Source organism: Legionella sp. 16cNR16C, assembly GCF_021297775.1.
In the GTDB taxonomy this organism is placed as follows: Bacteria; Pseudomonadota; Gammaproteobacteria; order Legionellales; family Legionellaceae; genus Legionella_C; species Legionella_C quinlivanii_A.
In genome coordinates, this window is the sequence record NZ_JAJTMX010000003.1 from 289,077 (window position 1) to 313,675 (window position 24,599).

Below are 24,599 nucleotides of genomic sequence, written 5' to 3' on the forward strand. Positions count from 1 at the left end.
GAGTGCCGCATGTTAAGGCAACAGCAGATCGATTACGAACGTATTGAGAAGGCAATTCATTACATTGATGAGCATTTTAAGGCCCAACCCTCACTGGAGGAAATCGCCCAAGTGATCCATCTCAGTCCCTGGCATTTTCAAAAAATGTTTACTGAATGGGCAGGCATCAGCCCAAAAAAGTTTATGCAGTACATCAGCATCAGCTATGCTAAACATTTACTGAAAAATAAGATGCCTTTGCTGGAAGTTGCTTTTGAAACAGGCCTTTCCAGCGGTGGCCGCCTACACGATTTATTTGTGAAAATTGAGGGGATGACTCCCGGAGAGTTCAGAAATGGCGGGGCGGAACTCAGTATTAATTACTCCTTTTCTGAAAGCCCATTTGGACGAATAATTGTCGCTTCAACGCCCAAAGGAATTTGCAGCATTGCGTTTGAAGCGAATGAGCAAGCCGCTCTATCTGCTTTAAAAGCGCGCTTTCCGAAGGCAGTTTATCGGCAAATGACTGACCAATTCCAGCAAGACGCCTTATTACTATTTCAAAAAGACTGGCAGCAGCTTGATACAATGAAACTGCATCTGGCGGGAACTCCATTTCAGCTGAAGGTATGGGAAAGCCTTCTGAAAATACCAATGGGATCTCTCGTTACCTATGGCGATATTGCCCGCAGTTTGGGTAAGCCTAAATCTTCAAGAGCGGTGGGGGGCGCAATTGGGAGTAATCCGATAGCATTTCTTATCCCCTGTCACCGGGTGATCCAGAGCAGCGGTAAACTGGGCGGGTATATGTGGGGTGAAACCAGGAAAAAAGCGATGATAGGATGGGAAGCCGCCAAAACAGACGTATAGATAGAAGAGGTGCTGGCGTGGATCTAATTGAAAAAATCGACAATCAGCTGCACAATTTACTGCCTTATGACGGTATAGTGCATTATTACGGTTCAGTTCTGACCCGCGAAATGGCAGATGCCTATTATCGGGCATTAATAGATGAGATCCTCTGGCAAAATGATGAAGCGATAATCTTTGGAAAAAAAGTGATTACCAGGCGTAAAGTGGCCTGGTATGCCGATAAACCTTTTTCATATACTTATTCAGGAGTTACCAAAACAGCTCTTCCCTGGCTTCCTGTTTTGGAGGAGTTGAAGACCATCGTCGAAAAAGAAAGCCAGGAAACCTATAACTCCTGTCTGCTCAATTTATATCATGATGGCAGTGAAGGCATGGCCTGGCATAGCGATGGCGAAAAAGATTTACTAAAAAACGGTGCTATTGGTTCACTGAGTTTTGGCGCTGAACGGAAATTTTGTTTTAAACATAAGAAAAGCAAAGAAATTGTTTCTAAAGTTTTAGAGCATGGTAGTTTGCTGGTGATGAAAGGTGTTACCCAGACCCATTGGCTTCACCGCCTGCCACCAACGAAAGCCAGGCATCTGCCACGAGTGAATTTAACATTCCGAAGTATTGTTGGAACTAATGCGTCTCCCTGGCATACCGAATAAGGATTCAGAGCGAACAAAGTTCGCTCGCTCCTGGGATTATTCCTTCTTTGAATTCGGTATGGTTTTTGGCGAGAATTGGCTGTGCGTAAGGCATATAACCAAATTCGCTTTGCAATCAGGAGCTTAAACTCATTCCTGCTGCAGTGGGTTCTTCGAGTTTCGCTAATTCCTTTTTAGAGTTTAAAAGTTGTCGCTCTAAACTATTCACCCTGACTTTTGTATCCCAGATTGTGAGATGCGTCTTATCAGCAATTTCTTTTTTAATTGCTTTTAACTCTTTATCACTTATTTCATGGTGTCGAAAATGAGAATAAAGCTCAGCACAAATCCCCCGGATTTTTTCCTCTTCACTTAAGTCTTTATTTTCTTCTCTTAGATGAAAATCGATAGTACCGCATTCTGTCACTTTGATATTATTCATGTGGATTAAAGAGAACAAAGCACGGTAGACTTTATTATCTCGCAGCCATACAGGAAGAAGGGAGTTATTTACACACCAGATTCCACTCAATCCCAACACTTTTACGGGTATTTTGTGCTCGATGGCAAGTTTGGCAGCTCCCGAGTAAACCATTGGCGGCTCCTTCCCTAGCAGGCGAAAGTTGCCTTGGGGGAAAAGTACAACGCAGCCATTTTCATTTAATGCCTGGCTTGCGCGTTCAAGTGCCGCAAAATTGGCAGAGCGTCCATCACTGGCTTTTGCTTTATCCCCTTCAACCGGTATGGTTTTAAACATCTTCAAGGTGGAAGCAATACCCGGGATGCTATTAAAATTAGTTGTAGCAAGGAATTGCGGAGGGTTGCCCTTCATTTTGGATGCAACAACCAGGGCTTCGACGCTTGTGCAATGAGGTCCTATTGCGATTAAGTCTTTCTCAGTATTGTTTATCGTCAGGTCGTCAGCTTTGGTATGCCACATATTAATGATAAATACTAAAGCGCCGGCAATAATCCGAGCCAAACGGCTTTCATAATTTAATCGATTATTGGATTCGGCGTATCTAGCGGCCAGTGCAAGCATACCTACACTAAAGCTTGCAAAGAGAACCAGCATCGTATAGGTGCTCGCTCCAGAATCGCTTTCGTCATTTTGCATGCCCGCAGGGGAATCAAAAGTATACATGAATTACTCCTTAATAAACAAAAGGTTATTAACTTATTCGATTGAGCCTTTATCCAGGTTCTGTGAACCTAAGCATCCCTATATAAGGAAAACTAATCCGGCGCCCGATTAACTATGCCTTATTTGCGTGCAAAATGGAATCAAAGTGACTAGAAGATGTTATTTTAATTTCAGCTGCCAATTAATAAGCAGCTGTAAAACCGTCATTCGTTTATCCTGTGGTCAACATCCCGCAGGAGATGCCAGTTACAGTGATTCTCAACAGAGGTAAATCTTTTCTTTTCATAGCCTCAATTTGAATGAGATTTAAAGGATGAACCATTGTAGATCTCAATTGTATACTTTCACCAAGCCAGGGCTGATGGAAGCAAAAGTCTTTCTCACCGGTTATTTCATAAAAGAACAGAATGCTTGAGTCCAGTTCGGTTTGAAAAGGCTTAAGGTATTCATCAGAGCCGGTTAATTGATATAAATATTGTTCCCAGACCGGTAAATATACTTTGGAAAGGGTGACCCCTAATTGTTTAACAAAGGCTGCAAAAAGGGCATTTTCTTTATAAAGGGCTTTTAGCTCGTTCTGCTCCTCATCGCTAAGTTCAAGCCAGGTAGAACCAATACCCCACCAGGTGGGGAAAAGAAGTCTTGTTTGTGTCCAGCACAAAATCCAGGGAATCGCGCGAAGTTTTCTCTGATCAGGCCCTGATTTGCGCTTGGTAGGCCGCGAGCCAATTTTAAGCTCGTTTAGAAAATGATAGGGGGATGCCTGTTCAATCGTAGGCCAGAACCATTCGCTTTGAATCAGTGTTTTATATTTCTGACTCACTTTGGCTGAGAATGATTGCAAAGCTTCAGGATATTCATTGACAGTGTTTGTTTCTTTTTGCGCGTAAATATCAAGAAATTTATCAATCTGGCTCTTAAGAATTGAATTCGAACCAAAAAGCCTTGCGACCATCTCACCCTGAATGGTTGCTTTATAATTAGACATTAATTCCTTGGACCAGGATGCCGTTTGCTCTTTAATATCCCCGCCTCCTCGCTCAATGCTGCCGCCGGAGCCATGAAAAAAGATGGGACAGAGTCCCTTGCTTTCGAGAGTAAATTGAATGCGTCCCAAACTTTGAGCAATCATAAGCCGTGAAGGTAAAACGCCATTCTCTTTGGAGGAATCGGAGTACCCTAGCATGACTTCGTAGTTTCCATTCCACTGGTCAATATGCTTTTGCCTGATATCTTCGGTGATCGACTCATTTAGAATTGCATCAGCGCTGGTTAAGGCGAGTTGATTCTCAAAAAGAGGAACAACCGGAAGGGCATAAGTTTGGAAGATTTGCCTGACCAGCGTGATTCCATTTCTTATATCTTCAGCGGACTCAACCATACTGAGAATAAAACCGCGAATATAATTTTTGGGATCTGTTCCATGAGTTATTGAATAAACCTGTTCAAGCATTCGGGTGATGGTCGTTTTTTGGGGGCTGATTAAACTCTCTTTTACGATAGCTGAATCCTCTCTAAGCTCTAAGGGAATGACCAAAGCGGGATAGAGCTGAAAAATGCTTGAAATAATTGAGAATTGCTCGGGAATGAAATGAAAGAACGCCATGCTATTAGCTTGGAGATCGCTTAAATCATGTTTAAATGCGGATACTTTTTCATTATCTTTTTCGCGAATCTTTCCAAGATTCTGCGCGCTTTTGACAAGCTTAAGTAATTGATTAGTTAAGGCTTTGTTTTCGGCTAATGCGGTCGAGAGTCTGGCAATTTCAATGATTTCTTTCAGTAATTCCTGAATGTGGCGAATAAAAAAGGATCGAGAGAGCTCGAGACTTTTCACCATAATTTTCTCATCGACACCCGAATGACCATCTTTATCCCCACCGACCCAGGTCCGCAATTGAACGGGAATGCCTTCAGTCAGAAAGGAATGATACAGATTAATGTTATGCGGATTGAGCGCGTACTGGTAAATATAGCGCGCTTCATCTTCCACGCTGGGCTTCTCGTGATAGGAAATGCTAATCTGCAGTGAAATTTTAAGCATCTGATCAAAGCAGGATTCATTGACCAGATAGGGAGATTTGAGTGATTCCACAAGACAATCGCGAATTGACTTGAAAAGCTTTAAAAATTCATTGGTCCGTGCTTCGGTGGGATGTGCCGTTAATACATAATGAATCCCTTGAGGCTTGTCAGGATAAACCCTTTCTTCTCTCTGATTAATACGAAAAATACGATAGGCGCTTTCGCAGGCGTTAATCAGCTCCATCATCAGCGAAAACGCATGCGCTATTTGATAGAGCTGATGTCGGTTTAGTGTGGAAAGACTGGTTTGTAATTCAAGCAGGGCATTTTTTAGCGTTAACGCATCCCTTCCTATGGTGTCCTGCATTGCAATACGAATATGCTCAAATCGTTCAAAGGCCTCTATTCCATACACGTCTTCAATGGCCTTCCCTAAACGAGAAAGTGACCATGAAACCATACGGCCAAGCTCTCTTGGCAGATGAGAGACATTCTGTTTCATTAAAACTCCGATTTTAGAGGCTGTCGACTAAATCCTTACTGCGCACGCCATTGAATTTAAATCATTTTATCGCAAGCATTGTAATACATTTATATACAGGGGGAAATGCTTGGGGAAGCGCTTTTCTTAAGCAAAGTGTTGGGTATGGGGTTGATTTATAAATAATGCTATTATGGGCAAAGCTTCAACCTAAGACTCGTTATGAATGATTTAACTTTAAAGGAACTACTTTCGACAATTCATAGCTTTGAAGATTATGAAAAGCTCAAATCCTTGATTGAAAATGATCTGGTGAAAGCAATTATAAATAAACACCAATTGCCCGAGGCTGCATTAACTTTATTTCCTGATGGAACCAACATTGTTTTTTCGTTCGGGGCTAAGGTCATTAAAATTTTTCCGCCTGTACATCAAACTCAGTTTGAAAGTGAACGCCTGATCTTAAAGCATCTGGATGGAAAGTTATCAGTAAGAACACCCAGACTTGAAGAAGAGGGTGAGCTATTCGGTTGGCCTTATCTGATTATCAGCCGGCTTGAGGGAACGCTTTTAGAGACTCTCTGGGAAACGATGCCCCAAAATAATAAAATCGTGATTCTTCATGAGCTGGGAGAACTCATTCGGGAGGTGCATACTTTATCCACAGAAGGGCTTGAAGCAATTGACTGCCATTGGCCGCAATTTATTGAAAAACAAATTGCACAATGCATAACAAACCACCAGAACAATGGGTTTCCAATTGCGCTGCTGAAGCAGCTTCCTGATTATCTTGATTCGGCTAAGGAATTAGTCACATCCATTAAAAAGCCAGTTATTTTAACTGGTGAGTACACTCCAATGAATTTCCTGGTTAATCACAAAGATGATATGTGGCATATCAGTGGACTAATTGATTTTGGCGATGCAATGTTAGGTTTGCCAGAATATGATTTACTGGGGCCTGGCGCTTTCCTAATTCAAGGCGATAAACAATTACTAGAGACATTTTTAACAGCTTATGGATATTCTTCTTCTGAATTAACAGGCAAATTAAGCCAGCAGTTGACCGCACTAATGCTGCTTCACCAATACAGTAATCTAAAAGTTCAGATAAGAATTGCAAACTGGGAAGAGCAGGTTCAAAGTCTGGAAGATCTTGAGAGTCTGGTATGGGGGTTTAAGAGATAGTTTTAAATTCCAGTCGCTTAGAAAAAAAACTTCAATAAATACTCCCATGACAGTAATTTCGGGTCGAGAATGGTTAGTCTAAACTATATCATGAATCGATACAGGATATATGATATACTCAAGGATGAATTTGCCATTGAAAACCATCCAATACCTGCTTTTTCATTGCGAATGAAACTTTCTCATCTGAGTGAAATGCGATGTTTGCTTATGATTCACATTTTTAAAAAATAGGATAAACCCAATGATCCAACTATGCCCAGAATGCAATTCAGAATATACCTATGCCAGTGGTACGCTATTTGTTTGCTCGCAATGTTCCTATGAATGGCCTCAAGAGACGGAACAAAAGCAAGAGGATCATACAAGAGTGGTTAAAGACGCGCATGGGACAGTGTTAAATGATGGCGATACCATTAGTGTGATTAAAGATTTAAAAATCAAGGGATCCTCCCAAGTGGTTAAGGTCGGAACAAAAGTAAGAAACATTCGCCTGGCCCCTGATGAAGATCATAATATAGACTGTAGAATTGAAGGAATTGGGCCAATGAAACTCAAATCAGAGTTTGTGAAAAAAGCCTAGGCGTTTTTTACATCAGAACTGGAATCCAGGCAGGATATTATTCTGCCTGAATCAATTGATGAATTGATCCTGGGACACTGATTTATGGATAGAAGTGTATCCTTAACAGTATTATATCTTATACCGATATAGAGGGTTTTGATAAAGAAATTTTGTTCTCATCTAACAAATGAGAGGAATGGTATGGTGTTTAAATTAATTTATCAATACTTTTCAACGACATGACATCGGAAATGCATTTAAAGAAGGCAGTGTCAAAATGTCAAGACTGGTTCTTTTAAAAAAAAGGAGATAGAATGCATTTCCAAAAATTGCATCTGCGTAGTTCGCTTTGTGGATAAGTTTTTAGAACTCCGTTCTCTGCAATCTTTTCAGGTATCTCACCCAATTCATAATCCCTTGACTATACAGGCCTGTCGGACTTTCTGCGGAAAAAAGACTCCTGTTAGTTATCCACAAAATCTGTGGGTAACCGTGTGTATAAAATGGCACAACGCTTATAAGTAGATACAGTTTCGTTTATAAACACTGCAGGATCTTCATTATATCTTTGACCCACACCAGATTCGAGCATAACTCTTTACCCCTAACTGAGCGTTATTGTCTAAATCGCTCTAGGTAATTAATTTTAGCTTTATAAAGTGCAGTAAGTGATTGGTTCGGTTTTATGGGCAAAACACTTAACTTACCATTTGTTTCTAAAACTACCGCCTTAACCTCTTCTAAATCACTTATGCCAAATATCCTTATTTCGCCTAAAATATCTTCCTCACTAATTCTTACTTTTTGCATTGCTTCCGCAATAAAATTGCCATTAAAGAAGAGTAGTGTAGGATCAGATTTAACCCAGCTACGTATTTTTTTGAAGCGCGTAGTTATATAGGAGATTAAGCTTTGAAGAGACACTAAGCAAAAAAGAGCTAGAGTTCCTTGTGTGATGCTTACTGTATTTGACAGAATTGATGATGCTAATGCTGATCCCAGTGACACTGTTATGATAAAATCATAAATATTTAATTTAGATAAAACTCGTTTACCAGCTAATCGAACAAGAAAAACTAATGCAGTAAAGTTAATGAGTGCTGCGAAAATAGTTTTGTAGAAAACACTCCAATTAGCGAACCACATATAAATCCTTTTAGTCGTTGTGATATCCCACACATGATATTCAAGCTAGATATAATTGACATTAGGTACTATCCTAATATTTACTGCGCTATTTATATCTCATGATTTTTTTCATTTAAGTTAAAGGAATAACGTTGAAAAAGCAAAAGATAATTTATAAGTTAATTTACATTTTAGTATCGACTTTTCTTTTTTCTGCATTAGCTTTTGGTAAAGAGAATGTGTCACCTAACCCGGGGCAAGATATAACAGCCAAACCAGCAGAAGATATTAACAAAGTAGATGTAAAGCCCCTGGCACGGGATAATGAAATTAAAAAAAGGCTTGAAGGGATACTTAAAGCAACCACTTGGTATGTTGGGCCAAAAGTTAGTGTAAATGACGGCGTTGTTTTTTTAGAAGGTGGTGCTACAACTACTGACCATCGAAAGTGGGCTGAGAATCTGGCTCGAAAGACACAGGATGTAGTGGCGGTTGTTAATCGAATGGACATTGTTGACCCATCAATATGGAATATTCTGCAGCAAATTAGCTCGGGTCTACAAGAACAATGGCGCCAGTTTTTGCGAGCCCTGCCATTCTTCATTTTTGCCTTATTGATCATGGCTATTGCTTGGGCTGTAGCGCATTTTATAGCAAAAATTATTCGTAAAACCTTGCGTTTTCGAGGCATGCATCCCCTCTTGGCCGATGTTGCTGCTCGTGCTATAGCGTTTGTATGCCTTATACTAGGGTTTTATTTAATTTTACAACTTTTCGGCCTAACAACCATTGCACTTACTTTAATTGGTGGTACAGGTGTGATTGGTATTGTATTAGGTATTGCATTTAAAAACATCACTGAGAACCTTTTGGCAAGCATTCTACTGAGTATACAAAAACCATTTAGTAATAATGACCTAATTGAAGTCGCAGGAATTACGGGTTATGTACAAGGATTGACAATTCGCGCAACACTATTAGTCACAGAAGACGGACACCAGGTACAAATTCCTAACTCTACAGTCTATCAAAGTAATATTACGAATTTTACTAAAATTCCTAAACGGCGTGAAAGCTTTCTAATTGGAATTAGCTGTCATGAAAGCATTTCGCAAGCACAAGAAATTGCATTGCAAACCCTAAGCAGACATCCAGCCGTCTTAAAGGAACCTACGCCATCGATATTAGTGGATAGTTTTGTAGCTGGTGTAATCAATATTCGTGTCTATTTTTGGGTAAATAGCAAGAAATATAGCTGGGAAAAAGTTAAATCGTCAGCGATTCGCTTAATAAAGCGTGCTTTTCAAGATGCGAACATTTCAATGCCAGAACCAGGAATGAATTTAAATATTCATAAGGATAGGGCTATTAAAGTTCTGCCTGGGGATAGTGCCATATCTAAGCGTAAAAATGAGCCAAAAATAGAAGAATCAGAAACTATTGCAACCCATGCTGAAGGTGAGCTTCGTAGTGAAACGGAAGAAATGGAAAAACAAGTTCGCCAACATAAAGTAGTAGATAAAGAGCATAACTTACTCGCTAACAATAGCAATTCAAGAAAAGCGACTGCTTAAAAAGGGTATTGTATGTAGTTTTTAACTATTAAACGTTATTTGTGATATCGTTTGTAGTACTGTCCAATTTGTTGATTTAATTCCTCACCGACTTTACGATAACATTAGATATGTTAATACTTTCTGGAATGTTAATAATCTTGCGCCCACTACATTCATTCCTTTTGTTATTTTCATGTAAGCTGAATGCATTGTGGTAAAGCTGTTTCAATAATGTTTCTTATGATTTTAGCACGTAACGAGATTGGCCTAATCCTACATTAACTTTGTTAATTTTAAAGCTAAAAAAACTAATCTCAATAGCTAATCTTCACTCAAATAAGTATGTTTTACGACCACACTGATTACAGCAAGTAGCGGAGTAGCTAGCGTTAAGCCTAAAATACCAACTAATATGGACATAATAAGCTGCGTAAAGACAATTAAAGCTGCTGGCAGTGAAATTGATTTCTGTTGAATAAGTGGCGTAATTAAATAGCTCTCGATAGTTTGAATGACCACATACAAAAGAGCAACGTAAAGCGCAAACATTGGGCTCTTGAGTAAGGCAAGTAAGATCGCAGGAATAGCGGAGAAAATAGGACCAATATTAGGAATAAAAGAAAGAAGCGCAGCGAAAAGCGCAAGTGTAAAGGCAAGCGGAATATCTAAAAGCCAGAGTCCTGCCCAAGTTAATAAGCCGATAATCAACATTGAGAAAGCTTTGCCAGCTAGCCAATATTGTAACGTCTCAGTTGTATCATTTAAAATCTCTTTTATTTTCCTTTGCCTTTTCTTAGAAAATAAATTGATTAACCCATTCGTGTAGATTTCGGGTTGGTAGGCTAAAGCAATACCAAAAAACAAAATAACAAAAATATTGGCGATAAAACCAAATGTGCTGGTAAAAATAGTGCCTACTTTTGATGGAACATTTTGTACTTTAGCTAGTGTTTTTGGCAGATCTAGTGCTTGCGAAGTAGTTGTGTTTGTACTGATATTAAGATACTGAAAAAAGTCGTTATTAAATTTATTCCAAGCTTCGGGTATATCCGTATAGAGTTGTGATATCTGTTTACTGACAGATGGAGCCACTATTAGGCCAACACCAGTAAATAGCGAAATTATGGCAATAAGTATCACAGTCACTGTTATGTAGGGGGGTAATTTACTATACTTGCTAACAAGTTGGCTCAACGATCTAATGATAATTGCTACTAAAATCCCGGCAAAAGCTAGAAGAAATATGTCAATCGTATGCCAGATAAGTAAGATAGCGATAACTGTAGCTAATAATAGATAAAGATGAGGCGTTATCTTAGTACTTATTCTATTTTCTGGCATATAATCATTCCTAAGCTTTTAGCTAGACTTACCTTAGCATGTTAAAACGAGTCTAGCCATTATAGAAATTAAAGTTAATACCTTTATCTGTAGCTATGTTTTTTAATTATCCACATATTTTTTTAACGTAATCAACACAAAACACCTCCAGCTCTCGTTTATCAATACAAAAAGCAAAGCTAAACATATTATGCAATAGTGTCAAATTACCACTTTTTGCACCATCCCTCTCAATTTGTTAGAATATTTTCAACAGCACTTTAACTTTATGAGGTAGCCCCTTTTATTTTATTGTTATGAAAAATTCAAATTTAACCATCTGCGACGCAACAATACATCCTGGTGAAATAGCAAATCTAGCTTTACCCCTTCCAGAACTTTATTCATGTACCTCTTTTTTCATGCCTATCAAAGTAGTGCGCGGAAAACAGGCAGGGCCCTGTGTTCTCGTTTTTTCTGCGTTAAAAGGTGACGAACTGAATGGCTTGGAAATCATCAATCGTTTACTTGAGCCTGGGAGGCTTCAACATTTAAAAGGTACTTTAATTGCTATCCCTGTACTTAATGTATTGTCCTTAGTCAGTCACTTAAAAACCTTATCTTATGAGATTCATCTTGAACGCTGCTTTCCTGGTAAGGCTGATGGGACATATGGGGAACGAATAGCTCATATTTTCACTAAAGAAATACTGACAAAAGCTGACTATTGCATTGAATTACAAAGCGGTGCAATAAATCACGACATTTTGCCTCAGATATATTGTAATATTACGGATACTCAATGTAAGACTTTAGCCCGGCATTTCGCAGCGCCTGTCATCACCAATGCGCCCGTAAAATCAAACTCCTTACGCAAGACTACAGAAAAACTGAATATTCCTTTACTTATTTATCAGGCAGGGGAAGCTTTGCGTTTTAATGAATCAGCCATTAATGTGGGGCTTAACGGAATATACAGAATATTACATGCCCTTGATATGCTGCATACTGCTCCTAAGCTGTTATCTGATTCATTTAAATCTATCTTTTCAGAAGATCAAGACTGGATTTACTCCCACAAAAGCGGAGTTTTAACCTCTAAGGTAGAGTTAGGGCAATTAATTCACAAAAAACAAGTAATTGGCTTCATTAACGATCCTTTTGGGGCTGGAAGCGCTGAGACTATAAAATCCCCTTCTGATGGAATTGTGGTTGGCATTAACCGCCATCCATTAATTTACGAAGGTCAATCCATTTTTAAAATCGCCTCGTTCCTGGACAACAACAGAGCTGAAACTGTCATTGAAGCCTGGGGGAACAATATAATGAAAAATAAGTATTGAATTACTTACCATTAACAAGGGATAAGAGATGACTGTTCGTGGCCTTATCATATGGTTTATTTGCTCATTATTTTTTCTTTACGAATTTTTTTTGCGGACGGTATTAGGAATATTTCAAGTACCACTTATGAATGAGCTTAATCTGTCTGCTATACAATTTGCAATCTTGAGCACAACCGCTTATCAGGTAATTTATGGAATTATGCAATTACCAGTAGGAGTTATAGCCGTTCGCTACGGGCTAAAGAAAACTCTGCTTTTGGCCGCTATTATTTGCTCTATTGCAACTTTAGGATTCGCTATTTCTCAAACCTACGTTTCAGCACTTTTTTTTAGGTTTTTAATGGGATTAGGTTCCTCTTTTGGATTTGTATGCCTTTTACTCTCTGTTTATGAGTGGTTACCCAAAAAGAATATTGCGTTGTTTATTGGTCTGTCTCAATTTATTGGTACTATGGGGCCTCTGTTCGCAGCCGGTCCTTTGAGCTCTATTTTGGCCGCAAACTTACAAGGCTGGCGCAGCTTATTTTTCTCGCTTTCATGTCTGGGGGGAGGGTTGACCGCCTTGATCTTTTATTTTGTAGAATCTAACAGGCAACAACATGATTCATTTATTATTTTATCAAGAGTTGAATCATTTTATTTCAACATACGTCAATTATTAAAACAAAAACAAGTATGGTATATAGGTTTTTATTCGGCTCTGGTTTATTTCTCACTGGAGTATTTTTCCGAAAATGAAGGAATTACTTTTTTGGTTACCAAAGGATTGTCAATACGATTTTCGGCTTATTTAATATCTTTTGCCTGGTTGGGCTATGCTTTAGGATGCCCATTTTTAGGATATCTATCCGACAAATACCAACTCCGAAAACCAATCATGGTATTTAGTATCCTATGCGTTTTATTGAGTTTATTAGTAATTATATATTCTTCATCACATCAGTGGCTCTTATTAGCCTGCTTTTTTATCTTTGGATTCGGTGCCAGTGGGCAAAGTATTGGCTTTGCTGTAATGAGCGAGTACTGTCGAGCCAGCTACCTTACCATCGGATTAGCGTTTAACAACTCAGTCATCATGTTTTATACAGCATTTAGTGCGCCATTACTGGGCTGGGTGTTAGAGAAAAAACCGTTATGTATATCGATGCTAAGCCATTATCAAAATAGCTTTTTATTACTTATAGCATTGATTTTCACTGGAACCATATTAAGTATATTTTTTATAAAAGAGACTTTTTGCAAACAGGTGCATGAAATCACACAGTTACAATTGAGGCCTCGATAAGTTTATGCATTGTGGCTAGCTTAAATTGAGCCTTAAGGCTTTGACGTGGCCAAACAAAATGTTACATCACGGTTAATCAACTTTCATTAAAGAATCGCTCTGTTCCAAATTGATTTGGACTTAAATATCCCAAATATGAATAAATGCATGTTGTTGTGCAATTAATTTCAACTCACGCACAAAATCATTATATGGATCTGTTTCTCGATGGGACACAATGGCTTGCAAATAATCAACAATTAATAAAGAACCAAGTTTATCTTGTTTAATTTTTTCAATTAAAGCTATGGAGGTGTGAAGAGTACTATATATGCAATCCCTTCATTCCCTGCAAAAAAGAATAAATTGTTTCCCATACTCGTTCGGATTTGTTATTACACATCTAGGCAGTTCCATTAGTGTTATTAACGATCGCAATCGAATTTCACTATAAAACTGCCTATCTTTCAATTAATTAAAAAATTTGTTCACTGAACCTAGGTGTTTTTTACATCAGAACTGGAACCCAGGCAGGATATTATTCTGCCTGAATCAGTATTTCTCTGAATATACTCGGGTAATCCGCTTGAATAGTGTGAGTAACTTAATGTTTAGCTTGTTTTCTAAATCGAGTACATTCTTTTGGTATTTACTTAGTGGGCTTCCACGGTTTTTTCGAGCAAATAAAATATAATTTCCACTGAGAGAGAGACCTGCAAATACTTCAGAGAAATAACCCTGCAAGCACTGAATGAAACTTGAATTATGTTCTGGAAGTTGATGGTAGTTCACTACAAGCCATCCATTATTATCCAAAATTCTATGGCATTGCAGGATGAATTTTTTTTGTATTTGAAAAGGATCCATTCCCTGCTTTTGGTACATGTCCGCAAAAATAATCTGAGTGCTTTGTTCTTCGCTTTGATGCATCGCTTTTTGTGCGTCAGAAATCACTACATTAATATTGGGGTGGATTGGCATCAAAAAGAAATTGAGAGCGACTTCATGCACTTTCTTACGAAGTTCAATGGCGTGGATAGTGCATTGAGGTATAAGGTAGTGCAGAGCGTGAAGAAGACTTCCACCACCAAGGCCTAAAATAGTCACGTGCTTAGGATGAACAAAGGCGAGGACTAGTAGCATGATTCGGCAGTATTCATGAGCCGGAATATGAGGTTCTTTCAAATTCAGGCAGCTTTGTTCATAAATGGGATCAAAGGCGAGGACCCTGTTCATTTTGTTGTCAATGACGAGTATCTCACCCCAGCGATCTCTGGTGCGATAAATAATAGCATCACCAAAAAAATCTTTCTCATTTCGATTAGAACGTGTGAATGCGGAAAACATGATATTCCTTAAGATAGCAGGGTAAATCAGCAGTGCTTTAAAATAAAACAATTGATGATTGATTCTGGAACACTGATTTATGATAGAAGCGTGTCTGTAATAGGATTATATCATATACCGATATTCGATTTAAGTTTTATGGAAATGGACAGAAGCCTTCCTGAGGAGTTGATAGAGTTAACGTTCAATCTGCGGCAAAGGACTAACCGTCGTATGGTTTTGTCTGGCTCGCCAGAGATCCCATTTTTGTTGAATATTGAGCCAAAACTCTGGCTCTGTGCCTAAGGATTCTGCAAATGATAGAGCGGAATCAGCAGTGACTCCTCGACGCATATTAACGATTTCATTAAGACGGGCATAGGTCCAGCCTAAATGTTCAGCAAATTGCTTTTGAGACAAATTAAGCGGTTCCAAAAAATCCTTCAATAAAACTTCCCCGGGGTGCGCTGGCGCTTTGCTGGTTGGTGTCATAGTGCAAATAGTCTATTTAAAAAATATATCTTATACCGATATAGAGGGTTTTGATAATGAAATTTCGTTCTCATCTAATAAATGGGAGGAATGGTATGGTGTTTAAATTAATTTATCAATACTTATCAATGGCATAACATCGGAAATGCATTTAAAGAAGACAGTGTCAAAATGTCAAGACTGGTTCTTCTAAAAAAAAGGCGATACAATGCACTTCCACAAAATATACCTGTTTTTCTGGCTTTGTGGATAAGTTTTCCGTATCCCGCCCTCATCATCTTCTCCAAACGTTCCACTTACTTCATAACCTCTTGACCATAAAGGCCTGTCAGGTATTCTGTGGGGAAAATACTCTTGCCAGTTATCCACAAAATCTGTGGATAACCGTGTGTATAGAATGTGGCACCGCTTATACCTAAGGAAAAATGAGCGCTGTCCAGACATTTTTCAATGTGTATCGCTGCCAAGGACATCAACTTGCCTTCGCTTGTCCAAATGTTGATGGCATTGGCGTCTTTTAGTCGCTTCGCCAATTAAAAATCAAGATTCAAAGTTTTGAACCTGGTTAGAAAGTGTCTTGCTATTATTGGCTCAACACCTTAAGACAAAGGAGTTAATATGCTGCCGACTGCGGATTTGCCAACCAATCTTCATAGGTTAGTGCAAAACGAAAATGATCTTGCCAGATGCCATTAATTTTCAAATAACGTGGGGAAAAACCTTCTTTGATGAAACCGTTTTTTATTGCCAGTTGTATCGATGCCGTATTTGTAGGCTGGATATTCGCTTCAATTCGATGAAGATTTAATGTTGTGAATATTTCACTAAGTACTAATTTTAATGCCTGACTCATCAGTCCTCTGCCAGCATACTCTGCGTTGGCGTAATACCCTAAATAAGCACTTTTAAATAAGCCATGCATAATGCCACTGACATTAAAAACGCCTATTATTTTTTGGTCATCATTCCAGGCAATGTAGTATTGTTCCGTTTCTTGTTTGTTCTTCTTTAAATAAGTTTGAAATTCTTCAGGGGTACAGGGCGCAGTCACAAAAGGGAAATGAAAATCCCGGCTATTTTTCATTGTAGAAATAAATACAGTTTCATCCTGAGCGCAGGGTCGGGCAAGTAAAATCATTTTTAACTCATCAGACATTTAATTTGGCAGAACATTTTATCACCCAGGATCTTTTTCTTGGTAAATAAATAAAATAAATAAGAAAAAACCAATTATGCCAGCTAAAATCCAACATGCATTATAGCTATAATATTCCATTAAGAGACCTGATACGACAGGTCCAACAATCAGACCTGAGGTATATGCGCTTCTCCAGGCACCGGCCGCCATCCCTTTTCTTTTTTTTCCTGCAGACTCATAGCATTCCACAAAAGATGTGGGCATGAATAACATTTCTCCTAGGATAAACGTTAAGCAGGCCAGTATTGCTCCTGCAATACTGTTTACTATCAGCAATGCAAATAAACCTGCACCTAATAAAAATCCGCCAATTGCCAATTGATGATTGATTTTTAAAGGGGATGCTATTTTTGTTATTTTGACTTGAAATAAGGAAACAATAATAGGATCTAGCCAGAAAAGGGTTGCAGTGATAGTAAAATTTGAAAACGTTTCATTTAGAAAAAGCGGGTAAGCAATACGTTGCTGAGCGTAGATAATTCCTGCTACAAACACTGCGCTAACGGTAATATAAAGCCGTTTATTGTTGCCGTGCTGCTGATTTGTTTCTTTTTCTTCGTGAAGCGAGTTCGCAAGAGAGTATTTGTCTATATGCAAATACTTCATTGCATTCAGAGCAAAAAGAAGAAAAAACAAACCAATTATTTCAAAAATTTGTCCATAATATTGTGCTGCAAAAAACATAATCAATAGTATGGAGCAGCTGCTACCAAGATTTTCGCTTACCACTTTCATACTTTGTACAAAACGAAGGCTGTTTTGATCTTGTGGGGCGTGTTGCAATAAAAGGCTATTATTCGTAGTGAGAAAAATACTTGTTGCAATTCCGATAATGAATGCACAGCCAGATATTGCCAGAAAATCAGTACTTTGAGGCAGGCAGAAAAAACTTAGCCCCAGAACGAGAAAACTGATGATAATAATATTTTTACAACTCATTCTGTCTGCTAAGTATGTGGAACATAGCGCGCCTGATAATGCTCCAAATCCAACCACTGATCCAACTTGACCAATTTGCAATTTTGTTAATGGTGTAGACGTTCCTAAATATAATGATAAGTAGTAAGCAATTCCTCCTGCTGCACATTCCAGGAACGAAAAAAGAAGAAGCAAATAGCAGGTTTTTGAAAGTCGGGGCAGTGAGCTTAATCGATGAGACAGTACAGCAAACATATTTTTCCTTAAATATCAGAATTTCTAATCTATGAAATTCATAGATCAAGAATTCTGAGCGAGCGTGTGTGGTTATTAGACAGTTTTATTTTATGAATGTTGCTTTAACTCTTTTTGAAACAAGCATGTAGGGTATCCATATAACAGCCACAATTACCGAATGCGCAAGCTCCCTAATTGTATCAGGGTCAAATACAGGTTCGTCTGGTGCAACCATCTTTACTGCAAACGCGTCTGCAACAATAAATACTATGCTAAAAATAGCGATTCCAATAAACCATTTTGGAAAGTTTCTGCTCTTGGAAAAAAACAGGTATGCAAGATAAAGCAAGAGCATGAGCAAAATAAAATTGATCGATAATTCTCCGATTATAATAGGTCCCCAAAGTGGGTTATATCCCTCACTTCCTTTAGTGGTCAGTGCTTCCCATGTACCTGAGGAAAATATTTGTGGATAGGTAGTCAAGAGGGTAAAGACAATCCTTATCGGAGCCAGAACAATTCCTATGGCCACTAATATCAGCCATCCATTGATACCTTCAGGATACTTTTTTTTGTCCATAATTACACCTGATAATGCTGTTTCATAAATGCGAGTGCTATTTTTTTTGTATATTACGTTACATAGGGGATTTTGCCAATAATTGAATATGAACTGTTTGGGTCTACACCAGAACCAATCATTTCTGCGCCTTGCCATCATTAAATGCCAACCAAAATTTTGGTTGCGTTTCGGACGAGGCGCGTTGTTCCCATTGTGTGTCACTATTTGTCATTCAAATCCCCATCAGTTCTCTCAGGGGTTCAAAAGATGAGTATAACAGTGCCGTATACTCAAGACGCGCAAATCTCACGCAGGATAAAGGATTAAAGAAAACGATAATTATCTTTATTAAACTGTAAAAAGGATTTTTGCTTTTGGTAATGTATTGATTTAACTAAAACGATTCCACGTTCGTCTTTATTTTCTTGTTGCTGCGGTTCTATATGAATCACGTGTGTGAAATGCCTGCTGATTGAACGTCCGCCTGCAATATACTCCAAAGATTCAAAATTAAATTCTTTATTGACTTGGCTGAGTATTAATACCCTCAATGCATGTTGCTGTGCAATTAATTTCAATTCACGCACAAAATCATTATATGGATCCATTTCTTCATGGGACATAATAGCTTGTAAATAATCAACAATTAATAAAGAACCAGGCTTATCTTTTTTAATTTTTTCAATTATAGTTTTTTGATCAAAACAGTTTTCCACTATCTCTATGTATTGCTCTTGTTGCAAGTCACACTCAACATTTGAAAATGAAATTTGATTTAAACGCTCAAAAATGAAGGATGCATTAACATGTAAAGAGTAATATTTAACCGATAATTTTAATTGAGATGCACACAAAGCAAGGTTAAGAGCAAAAGATAATTTTCCTGCCCCTTCCGCAGCAGATAACAATAACATTTCTCCAGGAAGAAATGATTGCCAAATGGACTCAAGATTATTCATGCGTACTGATTTAAAATATTTCTGCATTAATGTCCAATGAGTAAATCCATAATCATTGGCAACAAGATCAAGAGCTTGGCTTAGCGGAATGCTCTTAGCTGAGGCTATTTGTTTTGCAGATAATTTAAGAGACTTTATTGAAGGAATACTTTTAGGCAAAGACATTATTTCGATTCTCATATTAGCGAAAAATAAACACTCCCTTCCTAATATTTATTTTTCTAGATATAAAAATCGAATTTCCTACTCACTAAGAGTTTTGCACTGGAAGGGGGCTCGCTTAGGAAAAGCGTTATTTCGTAAGTTATAAAAAATAGTTTTATTTGTCAAATGAAAAAATTGCGCTTAATTTAAGAGGGTATGGAATATAGTTTCGTCCAAAATGGGAGCGTATGAATTTTTTCGATTTATTCAATACTCATATGGGAAACCCTTAGAATGAGGGAAGTTTAACAGCAACTTATAATACATTGCAAAATGTGAAGGCGGCTAAAACCTTGTGATACGCCTACCTGCAGCCAAAATATTTGCTATATGTTAGCTAGCAGTTTTCTTCTACCTCTGAAAATTTGAAAAAAGGAAATTCCTTTATTATTTTTTGTTGTTCAGGCCAGCTCATTGTTAAGGGCATTACGTCTGTTTCAAACAAATAATAATACACAGAAGGGATATCAAAAGGCATTACATTTTCAATGACATAATATTGTACACGAGCTGCGCCAGCACCCGAGTCGGATAAAGCTTCGACAATGCATAAATAAGTGTGTTCCCTATATACAATTTTCCACCATTCGGCATGACGTGATATCATACCTCCAGGTCCAATGTAAGGATTTATAGAAAGATTAATTGCTTTTTCTAATAATAAATTATAACCATTTATAAACACTGCAGGATCTTCATGATATCTTTGACTCACAGGTGATGAGGAATCCTCATGACATTCTGAAGTTCCATAATGAATGCCATCTGAAATGGTTTCTATTTCTACATAGCATCTGTCTTTGGCGCAAAACAAACCGCCATCATCCCACCAATGTGCATCAGGTTGTGGCATCTTTTTAATAATCATACCTGCCCCCATACTCATATTATTCCTGCAGGCATCGATTACTTCCCCTGGAGGAATGGCGTTAAGTTGTAATGAATAAAGAAGGATTAAAGTAAGTGGAAAAAATTTAAGTTGTAAAGACATTTGAAATACTTAAAATGTGAATAAATTCGCTCTATTATAAAATAATGAATGATACACGTCGCCATTATGATGAATGGATAACCAATTGCGCAGATCTATAGTATTCAATAAGTCAACATGCCCACCTCAATTGCAAAGGGTGGGGACGGCTGAAACCAGGTATGAGGCGCCTGCCTCCATGGCTTTGTTTAGAGAGGAAGATATTTGACTAAAGATTTGGAACTTGTTATTAATATCCAATAAAGAAAATCTTTAGTGTTCGGTACTCTTTCAGCCATCCTGACTGACCACGTTTATAGATTTTTGGTGATGGCTCTTTATTGTTTATTCAATGGAGCCATCATCATGCGTCAATCTGTAAATTCGCCTTTTATATTAAGCCTCAAAGAAGGCGAGAGTTTATTTCATTCCATCATCGATTATGCATCAGCTATTCATTCAAGTTCCGCAATTTTTACTGGTATCGGTGCTTTGTCCAATATCCTTATCGGTTTTTATCATCGGGATACGCAACAACATAGCAAACGATTGTTTCAGGGGACTTATGAAATTGCTTCCCTGGCTGGTAATGTGACCCTAACTGATAACGGTTTGTTCGTACACATCCATGCGGCTATAGCAGGTGATAATTTCCAGGTCTTTGGCGGCCATCTTATCAGCGCAGAAGCTGCTGCATCTACAGAAATTGCAATTACGCCCCTGAATTACACTATACAGCGAAAAAAACACCCTGATTTGGATATAAAAGTCATTAGCCCGTTCGAAATCATTTAATCTCTGGGATGAAAAATGAATGCTATTGTCAATTCAGGTGCATTAAAAGCTTTTGATCATCAATTCGATTTAAACGAGACAGTCAGCTGTTATAAGCAAGATGGGATTATTCTTCTTAAAGATTATATTAATTCGGTTGATCTCAACAGGTTATTAAATGAAATTGAGATTATCCAATATGATGCGGAAATAGATTTAGAGCAAAACTGGAATAATGAAATCGTTTGCTTTTATTCAAAAAATCCTTTGCGACCGAAATCAGAGCCTAAGGAGTTTGTTACCGAGCCTTATTTTCTATCTTCAAGCCACAAAGGGCATATTTTTTATGAGAAGATAAATAATACCAGAGTGATTAACAGGATTGGGCATGGTATGCACCTCATAGACAAATATGCCATGATGCAGCAAACGGTTTACAAGAACCTTATGCTTCAATCAATTTTAAAAGGTATAGGATTTAGAAAACCAATTTGTCATTTAAGTGTTTATATTCCCAAATTCCCCTATGGTACAGGAAGTGAGGTAAGACCGCATCAGGAATCGACTTTTGCATATACCGAGCCTGCTTCGGTAGCGGTATTATGGTTGGCTTTAGAGGATGCATGTATAGAAAATGCATGCATGTATGGAATCATGGGCAGTAATCACTGGCCCCTAAAATGGGTTTCACGAGTAGATCACCAACTTAAAACCAGGCAGTTTGAGCAGCTCAATGAGGTTTATATTCCTGATTTTATCACTGAAAATCATTGGTATACGCCTTTGGAAGTCAAGGCTGGGGATGCGTTAATGTTTCATGGTAATTTTGTCCATTGTAGTCCAGTAATTAATTCAAACAGATCACGCAAGGCGTTATCTTTTCAATTCATTGAAACTGAGGGAGTTAATTATCCTGAGAGCAATTGGTTACAACCCCCAAATCAAGTTTGTTTATATTAACTCAAAGGATAAGGAACAATTTTAAATGTCTATTTATGATAAAAGGGAGTTTTTTAAAACTTATTTTGCGAATGCCAGTGAAAAATCACTGCTTGTTGATTTAATGCGTCCTCGATTTAATCCATCATCAGATGAGATGAACATTCTGGATTTAGGATGTCATGATGGCTCATTGATTAAAAAAATAATAGATGCGCATACCCACCACTTGCCAGCGAAAGTCTCTATAACTGGTGTAGAACCAAGTTTTGATGCTTTATCAGAGTATCCTAAACATCCCTTTCCCATTTCCGTCCAAGTCAATACTTTTGCAGGTACTGCGGAAGACTATTTCTTAAAACATCCAGGTGATGGCGGTTTTGATTGGGTTATTGCCTCACAATGTCTTTATTGGTCTTTTGATTTGCCTTTTATTCTTGGAAAGATAGCCGAGGCGGGGGAGTCAGGATTAATTGTATTAAGAGGTCAACGTGGTATTTATGAAATTCAATCGAATTTCAGGGATTATATAGGCAATCCTGAAGAGCAATTTTATACCGCAGATGATATTGAATCAGCGTTACTTCACCTGAATATCCCGTTTGAGAAGGAGGTTAAATCAACATTCATCATGCTGCCTGAACCAGGTAGTATAGAGATGCAATGGCTGATAGCCTTTATTCTACAGCAGGCACAAGTAAATACTGCTATTAGGCAGGAAGTTGAGTCGTGGATTTTGGCAAAATCTTCCGAAAAAATAACGCATGATGTGTGTTTTTTCTGGCTAGGAAACTCCATTTCCATTACATCTAAAAGCGATGCCGAATTTACTTAAGATATTAGTTAATCAAAAAAATTTAATCGCTTGCACCGTTGCTCTAGCAATTCGATATATTTTTCCTGCATCGGTTGAGATAAAAAACTGAAACTAATCAGCTCTTGCCATTTTGGTATTACCTGATGGAACTCTTGTACGCTCCTATCGATGACGTTCTGGTTTAATCCTAATTTTTCAATGGCAAAATATTTAAGAAAATCACTCTTTGTTAAATTATTTTTTTTTCCTTTTAAAGGTAAAGCCAGTTCTTCTTTAGTATTTTTTTGAGCGATGGTTGAGTTAAGTAAATCGTAGGCTGGTGATATGGAAATTTTTCTATCCTTAGTAATCAGGGAAAAATTTTTTAGATGCATGTCTTCATTGCCGATCAGGAAGTTAAACAACGTCAGCTTAAATAATTTTACGAATTCAATTTTTGGGAATGTACAAAACTGCCGTATGACTGCAATTACTTTTTCCATAGAGCTTTTATATTTTGTATGTCGATCTTCACCTGATAGCTGTGCAAAATCTTCTAAAGCTAACTTTTTATTATGGCCTATTCTATCAAAGCGTTTAATGAAGTAGGTTAAACTGTTGTCTTTAGAATAAACCAAACCATGAACCGGAACTTCGAGGCCAATGGCCTTTGCAAGGGTCATAGTAATGGCTTCATTTTCCGGCAATTCTGGGTAAATATCACTTTGTGGTTTTAAAATGTACTGACCTTTTTGATCAACGATTTCAAAATATTCCTCTTTAATCTTTAGTTTGGCACTTAGTTTCTTTTGGACGCCTTGAATAGACATCTTTCCTACACGAGCAATTGCTTCCTGTCGCTGCTCATCAGCACTTAAATCTAATGGGCTAAGGTTTTTTAATTGAGGGGAAAGCAAATGCAATCCACGTTGCGAATAGTTTTCTTGGTCACTAATTACGTCATAAGTAATAGGGCAGCGTTTCATCTTAGTTCCTCAATAGTCACTGCACCTACGACATCTTGGCCCACTAGTATCAATTGGCCAAAATAATCATTTTTATCGATTTTATATTTGCGTAATAGTGCTTCAAGCATAATGCCTTCAGGAAGTAATCCTTCAAAAAAAGGGGGAAACACGTCAAAATCATAGATTTTATTTGTTAACGGCATGGTGAGAGAAACAGGTGCCCCCTGATAATCATTTAGGTAAGTAAATTGATATTTTTTACCTTCTAACTCCTCTAATATTCCAGCTCTAATACCATTCACTGATACGTATGCTTTTCTCATGAATTATTATCCGTTGTTTTGAGGAAAAGGCGTTTCAAATTTCATTTGAATATTTAACACATCTAATACTTTTAGCAATGTATTTAGCCGCACAGATTCTTTCCCTTTTTCAATATCATAGATAACCGTCTTACCGACCCCAGCTAACCGAGCTAATTCCTGTTGCGATAAGCCGCTGTGTTTGCGGTAGTAATGGACTAAATTGGCAATTTCGTGTATGGGCATGGAACACCAAAATTAATTATATATTACTGTTATAGCAGTAAAAATGATAAATATAAATTTATTATTGCATTTATTTGCATTAATTCACCATAAATTACTGTTATGGCGGTAAATTTGATTGATTTTTTGATTTTCCCATATTTATTTATTATAAATACTTAAAAATTACTGTTATCGCGGTAAATTGGGGGTAATAATAAAAATTCATGT

The 24,599-nt window shown here is 37.8% G+C and carries 24 protein-coding genes and 1 pseudogene; 10 read left to right on the top strand and 15 right to left on the bottom strand.

Annotated features, from left to right (window positions below; genetic code table 11):
- Positions 1-9 precede the first annotated feature (9 nt).
- On the top strand, positions 10-849 hold the full coding sequence (locus LXA66_RS11360) for a methylated-DNA--[protein]-cysteine S-methyltransferase (RefSeq protein WP_233013277.1): 840 nt from the start codon (positions 10-12) through the stop codon (positions 847-849).
- A 17-nt stretch (positions 850-866) separates the two neighbouring features.
- A complete protein-coding gene (locus LXA66_RS11365; RefSeq protein WP_233013278.1) occupies positions 867-1,502 on the top strand; it encodes an alpha-ketoglutarate-dependent dioxygenase AlkB in 636 nt (211 codons plus the stop codon).
- A 115-nt stretch (positions 1,503-1,617) separates the two neighbouring features.
- Here the strand turns inward: LXA66_RS11365 and LXA66_RS11370 are convergent, their stop codons facing one another.
- A complete protein-coding gene (locus LXA66_RS11370; protein ID WP_233013279.1) occupies positions 1,618-2,625 on the bottom strand; it encodes a 1-acyl-sn-glycerol-3-phosphate acyltransferase in 1,008 nt (335 codons plus the stop codon).
- Positions 2,626-2,836: 211 nt separating this feature from the next.
- Entirely contained in the window at positions 2,837-5,152 is a 2,316-nt protein-coding gene (locus tag LXA66_RS11375; RefSeq protein ID WP_233013280.1) for a phosphoenolpyruvate carboxylase, read from the bottom strand.
- Positions 5,153-5,353: 201 nt separating this feature from the next.
- Between LXA66_RS11375 and LXA66_RS11380 the strand changes: the two genes are divergently transcribed.
- Both LXA66_RS11380 and LXA66_RS11385 read left to right on the top strand, forming a co-directional pair.
- Positions 5,354-6,319, top strand: coding sequence for a phosphotransferase (locus LXA66_RS11380; protein WP_233013281.1), 966 nt, complete (start codon positions 5,354-5,356; stop codon positions 6,317-6,319).
- Between the two features lie 244 nt (positions 6,320-6,563).
- Positions 6,564-6,902, top strand: coding sequence for a zinc ribbon domain-containing protein YjdM (locus tag LXA66_RS11385; RefSeq protein WP_233013282.1), 339 nt, complete (start codon positions 6,564-6,566; stop codon positions 6,900-6,902).
- A 597-nt stretch (positions 6,903-7,499) separates the two neighbouring features.
- Here the strand turns inward: LXA66_RS11385 and LXA66_RS11390 are convergent.
- Positions 7,500-8,030, bottom strand: coding sequence for a DUF421 domain-containing protein (locus LXA66_RS11390; RefSeq protein ID WP_233013283.1), 531 nt, complete (start codon positions 8,028-8,030; stop codon positions 7,500-7,502).
- A gap of 134 nt (positions 8,031-8,164) precedes the next feature.
- Here LXA66_RS11390 and LXA66_RS11395 point away from each other — a divergent pair, with 134 nt between their 5' ends.
- Positions 8,165-9,586 carry a mechanosensitive ion channel family protein gene (locus LXA66_RS11395; protein WP_233013284.1) on the top strand — a complete coding sequence of 474 codons (1,422 nt, stop codon included), beginning with the start codon at positions 8,165-8,167 and terminating at the stop codon, positions 9,584-9,586.
- 303 nt (positions 9,587-9,889) lie between these two features.
- Here the strand turns inward: LXA66_RS11395 and LXA66_RS11400 are convergent, their stop codons facing one another.
- Positions 9,890-10,909, bottom strand: a complete 1,020-nt coding sequence (locus tag LXA66_RS11400) for an AI-2E family transporter (RefSeq protein ID WP_233013285.1) — start codon at positions 10,907-10,909, stop codon at positions 9,890-9,892.
- Between the two features lie 296 nt (positions 10,910-11,205).
- Here LXA66_RS11400 and LXA66_RS11405 point away from each other — a divergent pair, with 296 nt between their 5' ends.
- The gene (locus LXA66_RS11405; RefSeq protein WP_233013286.1) at positions 11,206-12,231 is read left to right on the top strand and encodes a succinylglutamate desuccinylase/aspartoacylase family protein; all 1,026 of its coding nucleotides are present in this window, start codon (positions 11,206-11,208) and stop codon (positions 12,229-12,231) included.
- A gap of 28 nt (positions 12,232-12,259) precedes the next feature.
- Positions 12,260-13,519 carry an MFS transporter gene (locus tag LXA66_RS11410; RefSeq protein WP_233013287.1) on the top strand — a complete coding sequence of 420 codons (1,260 nt, stop codon included), beginning with the start codon at positions 12,260-12,262 and terminating at the stop codon, positions 13,517-13,519.
- A 531-nt stretch (positions 13,520-14,050) separates the two neighbouring features.
- On the opposite strand, the gene LXA66_RS11415 is transcribed toward LXA66_RS11410, so the two are convergent.
- The 8 genes from LXA66_RS11415 to LXA66_RS11450 all read right to left on the bottom strand — a co-directional run bounded on the left by LXA66_RS11415 (position 14,051) and on the right by LXA66_RS11450 (position 20,385).
- Positions 14,051-14,845 (bottom strand): spermine synthase, encoded by a 795-nt coding sequence (locus LXA66_RS11415; protein ID WP_233013288.1) that lies wholly within the window; start codon positions 14,843-14,845, stop codon positions 14,051-14,053.
- Positions 14,846-15,022: 177 nt separating this feature from the next.
- Positions 15,023-15,316, bottom strand: coding sequence for a HigA family addiction module antitoxin (locus tag LXA66_RS11420; protein ID WP_255665360.1), 294 nt, complete (start codon positions 15,314-15,316; stop codon positions 15,023-15,025).
- Between the two features lie 296 nt (positions 15,317-15,612).
- The gene (locus tag LXA66_RS11425; RefSeq protein WP_233013290.1) at positions 15,613-15,849 is read right to left on the bottom strand and encodes a hypothetical protein; all 237 of its coding nucleotides are present in this window, start codon (positions 15,847-15,849) and stop codon (positions 15,613-15,615) included.
- Between the two features lie 80 nt (positions 15,850-15,929).
- Complete coding sequence (locus LXA66_RS11430) at positions 15,930-16,454, bottom strand: GNAT family N-acetyltransferase (RefSeq protein ID WP_233013291.1); 525 nt, start codon at positions 16,452-16,454, stop codon at positions 15,930-15,932.
- Between the two features lie 39 nt (positions 16,455-16,493).
- Positions 16,494-17,687, bottom strand: coding sequence for an MFS transporter (locus LXA66_RS11435; RefSeq protein WP_233013292.1), 1,194 nt, complete (start codon positions 17,685-17,687; stop codon positions 16,494-16,496).
- An 85-nt stretch (positions 17,688-17,772) separates the two neighbouring features.
- Entirely contained in the window at positions 17,773-18,249 is a 477-nt protein-coding gene (locus tag LXA66_RS11440; protein ID WP_233013293.1) for a DUF2569 domain-containing protein, read from the bottom strand.
- A gap of 305 nt (positions 18,250-18,554) precedes the next feature.
- Positions 18,555-19,355: an AAA family ATPase gene (locus tag LXA66_RS11445; protein WP_233013294.1), complete on the bottom strand. Its 801-nt coding sequence runs from the start codon at positions 19,353-19,355 to the stop codon at positions 18,555-18,557.
- 376 nt (positions 19,356-19,731) lie between these two features.
- The gene (locus tag LXA66_RS11450; RefSeq protein WP_233013295.1) at positions 19,732-20,385 is read right to left on the bottom strand and encodes a hypothetical protein; all 654 of its coding nucleotides are present in this window, start codon (positions 20,383-20,385) and stop codon (positions 19,732-19,734) included.
- 345 nt (positions 20,386-20,730) lie between these two features.
- Here LXA66_RS11450 and LXA66_RS11455 point away from each other — a divergent pair, with 345 nt between their 5' ends.
- Genes LXA66_RS11455 through LXA66_RS11465 form a run of 3 tightly spaced genes read left to right on the top strand, consistent with a single transcriptional unit; the run spans position 20,731 to position 22,912 of the window.
- Entirely contained in the window at positions 20,731-21,159 is a 429-nt protein-coding gene (locus LXA66_RS11455; protein ID WP_233013296.1) for a PPC domain-containing DNA-binding protein, read from the top strand.
- 15 nt (positions 21,160-21,174) lie between these two features.
- Positions 21,175-22,098: a phytanoyl-CoA dioxygenase family protein gene (locus LXA66_RS11460; RefSeq protein WP_233013297.1), complete on the top strand. Its 924-nt coding sequence runs from the start codon at positions 21,175-21,177 to the stop codon at positions 22,096-22,098.
- A gap of 25 nt (positions 22,099-22,123) precedes the next feature.
- Positions 22,124-22,912 (top strand): class I SAM-dependent methyltransferase, encoded by a 789-nt coding sequence (locus LXA66_RS11465; RefSeq protein ID WP_233013298.1) that lies wholly within the window; start codon positions 22,124-22,126, stop codon positions 22,910-22,912.
- Between the two features lie 8 nt (positions 22,913-22,920).
- Here the strand turns inward: LXA66_RS11465 and LXA66_RS11470 are convergent, their stop codons facing one another.
- From LXA66_RS11470 to LXA66_RS11480, 3 genes and pseudogenes are all read right to left on the bottom strand, one after another.
- Complete coding sequence (locus LXA66_RS11470; protein ID WP_233013299.1) at positions 22,921-23,859, bottom strand: lpg2370 family Dot/Icm T4SS effector; 939 nt, start codon at positions 23,857-23,859, stop codon at positions 22,921-22,923.
- The gene (locus LXA66_RS11475; RefSeq protein ID WP_115705422.1) at positions 23,856-24,164 is read right to left on the bottom strand and encodes a HipA N-terminal domain-containing protein; all 309 of its coding nucleotides are present in this window, start codon (positions 24,162-24,164) and stop codon (positions 23,856-23,858) included. The genes LXA66_RS11470 and LXA66_RS11475 overlap by 4 nt, the downstream gene beginning before the upstream one ends.
- Positions 24,161-24,389 (bottom strand): annotated as a pseudogene (locus LXA66_RS11480) (helix-turn-helix transcriptional regulator). Before LXA66_RS11480 ends, LXA66_RS11475 begins: the two are co-directional and overlap by 4 nt.
- Positions 24,390-24,599 lie beyond the last annotated feature (210 nt).

Bases quoted from the DNA above. Each gene is read 5' to 3' on its own strand.
- LXA66_RS11390 (WP_233013283.1), bottom strand. From the start codon at position 8,030: ATGTGGTTCGCTAATTGGAGTGTTTTCTACAAAACTATTTTCGCAGCA.
- LXA66_RS11370 (WP_233013279.1), bottom strand. From the start codon at position 2,625: ATGTATACTTTTGATTCCCCTGCGGGCATGCAAAATGACGAAAGCGAT.
- LXA66_RS11405 (WP_233013286.1), top strand. From the start codon at position 11,206: ATGAAAAATTCAAATTTAACCATCTGCGACGCAACAATACATCCTGGT.
- LXA66_RS11410 (WP_233013287.1), top strand. From the start codon at position 12,260: ATGACTGTTCGTGGCCTTATCATATGGTTTATTTGCTCATTATTTTTT.
- LXA66_RS11445 (WP_233013294.1), bottom strand. From the start codon at position 19,355: ATGTCTTTGCCTAAAAGTATTCCTTCAATAAAGTCTCTTAAATTATCT.
- LXA66_RS11475 (WP_115705422.1), bottom strand. From the start codon at position 24,164: ATGAGAAAAGCATACGTATCAGTGAATGGTATTAGAGCTGGAATATTA.
- LXA66_RS11375 (WP_233013280.1), bottom strand. From the start codon at position 5,152: ATGAAACAGAATGTCTCTCATCTGCCAAGAGAGCTTGGCCGTATGGTT.
- LXA66_RS11435 (WP_233013292.1), bottom strand. From the start codon at position 17,687: ATGTTTGCTGTACTGTCTCATCGATTAAGCTCACTGCCCCGACTTTCA.
- LXA66_RS11465 (WP_233013298.1), top strand. From the start codon at position 22,124: ATGTCTATTTATGATAAAAGGGAGTTTTTTAAAACTTATTTTGCGAAT.
- LXA66_RS11385 (WP_233013282.1), top strand. From the start codon at position 6,564: ATGATCCAACTATGCCCAGAATGCAATTCAGAATATACCTATGCCAGT.
- LXA66_RS11430 (WP_233013291.1), bottom strand. From the start codon at position 16,454: ATGATTTTACTTGCCCGACCCTGCGCTCAGGATGAAACTGTATTTATT.
- LXA66_RS11380 (WP_233013281.1), top strand. From the start codon at position 5,354: ATGAATGATTTAACTTTAAAGGAACTACTTTCGACAATTCATAGCTTT.
- LXA66_RS11440 (WP_233013293.1), bottom strand. From the start codon at position 18,249: ATGGACAAAAAAAAGTATCCTGAAGGTATCAATGGATGGCTGATATTA.
- LXA66_RS11420 (WP_255665360.1), bottom strand. From the start codon at position 15,316: ATGACACCAACCAGCAAAGCGCCAGCGCACCCCGGGGAAGTTTTATTG.
- LXA66_RS11450 (WP_233013295.1), bottom strand. From the start codon at position 20,385: ATGTCTTTACAACTTAAATTTTTTCCACTTACTTTAATCCTTCTTTAT.
- LXA66_RS11470 (WP_233013299.1), bottom strand. From the start codon at position 23,859: ATGAAACGCTGCCCTATTACTTATGACGTAATTAGTGACCAAGAAAAC.
- LXA66_RS11400 (WP_233013285.1), bottom strand. From the start codon at position 10,909: ATGCCAGAAAATAGAATAAGTACTAAGATAACGCCTCATCTTTATCTA.
- LXA66_RS11360 (WP_233013277.1), top strand. From the start codon at position 10: ATGTTAAGGCAACAGCAGATCGATTACGAACGTATTGAGAAGGCAATT.
- LXA66_RS11455 (WP_233013296.1), top strand. From the start codon at position 20,731: ATGCGTCAATCTGTAAATTCGCCTTTTATATTAAGCCTCAAAGAAGGC.
- LXA66_RS11415 (WP_233013288.1), bottom strand. From the start codon at position 14,845: ATGTTTTCCGCATTCACACGTTCTAATCGAAATGAGAAAGATTTTTTT.
- LXA66_RS11460 (WP_233013297.1), top strand. From the start codon at position 21,175: ATGAATGCTATTGTCAATTCAGGTGCATTAAAAGCTTTTGATCATCAA.